Source organism: Epilithonimonas hominis, assembly GCF_003730015.1.
In the GTDB taxonomy this organism is placed as follows: domain Bacteria; phylum Bacteroidota; class Bacteroidia; order Flavobacteriales; family Weeksellaceae; genus Epilithonimonas; species Epilithonimonas hominis.
In genome coordinates, this window is record NZ_RJTU01000056.1 from 1 (window position 1) to 4,115 (window position 4,115).

General features: G+C 37.7%; 4 protein-coding genes. All 4 read right to left on the reverse strand.

The window, feature by feature from the left end; translation table 11 throughout:
- Window positions 1–328: 328 nt before the first annotated feature.
- Window positions 329–670, reverse strand: coding sequence for a hypothetical protein (locus EGH73_RS08280; RefSeq protein ID WP_089770493.1), 342 nt, complete (start codon window positions 668–670; stop codon window positions 329–331).
- Window positions 671–690: 20 nt separating this feature from the next.
- On the reverse strand, window positions 691–1,116 hold the full coding sequence (locus EGH73_RS08285; protein WP_089770492.1) for a DUF6943 family protein: 426 nt from the start codon (window positions 1,114–1,116) through the stop codon (window positions 691–693).
- Window positions 1,117–2,242: 1,126 nt separating this feature from the next.
- The gene (locus tag EGH73_RS08300) at window positions 2,243–3,256 is read right to left on the reverse strand and encodes a nucleotidyl transferase AbiEii/AbiGii toxin family protein (RefSeq protein WP_123281442.1); all 1,014 of its coding nucleotides are present in this window, start codon (window positions 3,254–3,256) and stop codon (window positions 2,243–2,245) included.
- Window positions 3,253–3,858, reverse strand: coding sequence for a DUF6088 family protein (locus EGH73_RS08305; RefSeq protein WP_123281443.1), 606 nt, complete (start codon window positions 3,856–3,858; stop codon window positions 3,253–3,255). Before EGH73_RS08305 ends, EGH73_RS08300 begins: the two co-directional genes overlap by 4 nt.
- Window positions 3,859–4,115: the final 257 nt, after the last annotated feature.

Below are 4,115 nucleotides of genomic sequence, written 5' to 3' on the forward strand. Positions count from 1 at the left end.
TTTTTCTCCCCAACTTTTGAGATTGATCCAATAATTCTAGGAGAGATCTGAAGGAATTTTAACATTGTTTTTCATTATAAAATCTAACCATTAATGTCAGAAGGTGCAGTCTCGAAGTGCAAAACCGGAACGGAAGAACACTTTCAAAGTGTGGTCAGCTTTGAAAAAACAGGGCTTTAGTCCTGGGTGGTGTGAGATTGTAACTGCGGAATGAGGACGCGAAGCGACGAAAGAGCAGTCAGGAACGATTTTTTTTTGAAATGTGTGTTTTCGCAGGAAGTAAAAAAAGAAATTCCCCGAAGGGAATTTCTAAAATGAACAAAAAACTTTAAACTTTGATGGCAAACTGATACACATCATCAAGCTTATCTAAACAACAAACTGAAAGTTGCTTTTGAAGTTCCCATTCATTGGGTAGTATTTCCAACAAATGGAATTTTTTTTTTGTCAGATCATACACATCACATTCTTCCTGGATGATTCGCAAGAATACTTTGGAAAAAATGGTGCTTTCATTGATAAGCAAAGTTTTTAAATCCTGATAAGTGCAGAACATTTCAACGGTTTCGCAAAAATTAATTTGGTCATTGTGTAGAACAATGGTTCCGGTTAAAGTTACTTCATCGTCAACGACTGTAACAGAACGAAGGCTAACAAAATTTGTTTTCATAATATAAAAAATTTAAGTGTTTAGATGCTGAAATAGTATTTTCGAACAAGAACATCGCGGAGCTCAGAAACTTTCATCGATTGCGCTAAAAGATTCTGTTCCAATTCATAAGTGGCTTTAATTTTATTGACCATTTCCGGGGTTTTGCAGGACTTTTGAAAGGCAGGCTGAATGAAGTTCCGCATCAGGGTTTTCAGGTCGCAAAGGCGAAGCATTTCAATGACGCTTCCGCAAAGGTGCGGATGAAAAAAGCCGTGCTTCCAAAGGGCATAAAAGGTCCAATAATAGACTTCGCGTTCTTCATCACTATTTACATAGATGATGTGACAATTCGGGCAGGGTTCAAACATTGGTTTTCCTGCGTTTCTTCCTCTTGAAAGGATGTAAAGCGCGGTTTTCGGAGCTGGACTGTGCACTGAGTAAGTGCGTACTTTGTGTGTAAGCATAATTTGGGTTTAAAAAATTTTGCTCCGCTGAAATATTTCTAAAAGAAAAAAAAGAAAAAAAGAAAGTGCTCCACCCTCGTGGAAGGAAAATGCGATGCAATATTTTTTTGCAAAAAAGATGGACGTACTATTTTTCACGGCTATCTTTTTTGCAAAAAACCCCTTGGGGCTTGATATTGTCAGCGCATTTTCCTGACTTCAGAACTTTACTTTCTTTTTTTTTTATTTTTTCTTATCCCGAACTTTCTAAGAAGGAAATTTCAAAACTTTGATTGATGGGGATAATTGCTTGTGACAACTGCACTCAAAGCGAGGGAAAGCGATGGAAAAGACAGCGGTATGGCGACAGGATTACTTGGACTGGCGGCATACTGCTGTGCGCGGTGACGGAAGTGTATAGACGGCAGAGAAAAACGGTTGTTCAGAATCCGAAAAGTGAATGCCGGCTATAGACTGGAGGAACTTGGGAAAGCTGTGGCAAAATGGGGTAAACACTTCGCAGAAAAATGGTGCTTTACGAAAAGGTCAACTTGCGATAATTTTCAACTGAAGGACTGCCTGTAACAGTGGTGGGAAAAACAGCGGTATGGAGGGCGGAAAGAAAATGCTTTGCTTGGGAATTATCAGCACGCGCCAAAAACACACTGAAAACCTTTGCCTATGAAACTCAAGTGTTTTTGGTGTGTGCTGAGAATATGGCGGCTGCGAAAGTATTTTCTTTGCGCCCGGAATACTGCTGTGCGGGGTGACGGAAGCGACTGTATTGCCACTAAACTTTTCCGCTGAAAAAAAGCAATACAGTGGCGGGAGGAACTTGGCAAATCCCGAAACTCTCTGCACCATTTTTCTGCATCCTTCGCAGGGTTGGTGGGCCCTTCGACAGGCTCAGGGTGACAGTCCTTCCCTTTTCGATTGGGGAACTGACCGTGTAAATTATAACTGTACGAGCGGCTGGGAGGCGGTGGCGCAAAAGGGCTTTGCCCGTTGCAAGGAAAGCATTTAACATAATCTCAAATTATAGGGACACCTTGTTGGCAGTTGCTGTAACGCAGTGGAAGCAATCCCCGAAGCGATGGCGTGTGCGTATAATTTCTATTATGTTACTTGCTGTGGCAGAGCGGTGATTTTAAATTATCTTCCAATCAAGGTTATTAATTTGTTTTTTAAGTTTTTGTAACGATACTATAATTTCTGAAAAAGAGGGTTTATTTTCGCCATAAATCATTTCTTCACTCATCTTTTCGTAGTCTTCTTGCCATTTATTAATAACTGTTTCGGGAGGAATAGGGTTAATGGTTTTCGGATTGTGCAAAGTGTAATCAACTCCTGAAATTTTTGTAAACTCTAATCTGTGCTTTACAATTGTTTCATATAGTTCTCTGTCTTCAATTGCTTTTAAAATATTTTCATCTCTTGATAAGATATAAACATCGTATAAATGTCTGCTTAATCTGTTTACCCTTATTTTTTCGAAAGGTTTCTGAAATTCTTCATGTAGTAAGAATAACTTTTCTAAAAAAGTCCTTTGTGGATTTACCGACGGTATTTTAGATGGGTTTTCAACAAAATCCTGTTTCGGAAATGCAAAGTTGATTAATGGTGCAACGTCTTTCAAAGTAAAAGGTTCAATCAATGAACGACAGCCAATTTCCACCTGAACTTTTGGTTCTAAATAGCCGACTGTAGAGATTACACTTGGATAAAATATATTGATAATTCTTGGATACTGATCAGAATCTTCCGCATTCACTAGTTCAAATCTCACATTTTCAAGTCCGTTTTCTTTAAACTTTTGTTCCAACTCCGGCAGAAAATGTTCTGAAATGTACTTTCCTGATGCTTTTCTTAAGTTAGTCTTTTTGTTTTTGGAAAGATCTCCTTCAAAACCCAAGAATTCGCGTTCTATGGCTAAATCAATATCTTCAGAAAATCTTTGAATCAAATTCCAAGATTTACTTAAGGATGTTCCACCTTTGAAAACCAAATGTTCACCGACATCTAATTGAAAGATGGAAATCAAAGTTTGCGCTACCCACCAATCTTTTTCCACAGCAAAAGCTGTCATTCCTACTTTTTCGGCGGTTTGTGTGAAGATATTGATCCTTGTATTTTCAGGAAGTGAAAGAAATTTATTCTTCATTTTTTTTCGATTATTGCTTTACGCATAATTACTCTAATCCATTCTGGTGCAAGGCGAATATCATGTTGTAAACGTTGTGGTTCTTCATTATTTAGATGGCTGAGAATGATTTGAATTTCAGTATCAGTCACATTATCGCGCCCTATTTCTTTAAGTGCCTGAATGACCAAACCACTTATATTTCCGATTGCAGATAGATTTTTCGGTGCAGTTTTTTTGAACCTGATTTTTCTTTTTCCTAAATCAACTGTGCGGGCGGAACCGTCTGTGAGGTAAACTAAATTGGTTGGAACTTGTGTTGAAAGACCAAGTGCATTAAGTGCCAAACTTCCTGTAGGCATAATTCGGGCTTTATCTCTTTTTCTGATGGCTTCAGCAATTTTTTCTGCTGAAGGCTGCAATTCCCCAATGATGGAATCCTGTTCTAAAATGGCATAAATACCTCTTGCAACTCTTGATATTTCTCCATTTTTTTCAAGCCGCTCCAATGCTTTTGCCACCGTTTTAGAATTTCCAAAAGCAATAAAATCATCAATGAAAAAAAGCGAACCCCTCTTGGCTTTTTTTATTTTGGCAAGTATCTTATCATCAGTAGTTTGCATTGTGTTTTGAAAAAAAATATGTCGCAAATATAGGATAAATTTGCGACATATTTGGAATAGTTTTGTTGCTGTTTTAAATTAATAGTATATCACAACCGTTTACATAATCTCAGACAGATTACGTGATTAATCATTAAGTCCATCACCGGTAAGGTTATCATCTAATTTTGCAGTTAAACCCAAATTCCGCAATAGAAAAAAAATAGTATTTTAGTATTCTAATATCCAACTGCGTAACAGTAGAAAAAAATAAGCGA

Coding starts and splice junctions, on each gene's coding strand:
- EGH73_RS08280 (WP_089770493.1), bottom strand. CDS start 670: ATGAAAACAAATTTTGTTAGCCTTCGTTCTGTTACAGTCGTTGACGAT.
- EGH73_RS08285 (WP_089770492.1), bottom strand. CDS start 1,116: ATGCTTACACACAAAGTACGCACTTACTCAGTGCACAGTCCAGCTCCG.
- EGH73_RS08300 (WP_123281442.1), bottom strand. CDS start 3,256: ATGAAGAATAAATTTCTTTCACTTCCTGAAAATACAAGGATCAATATC.
- EGH73_RS08305 (WP_123281443.1), bottom strand. CDS start 3,858: ATGCAAACTACTGATGATAAGATACTTGCCAAAATAAAAAAAGCCAAG.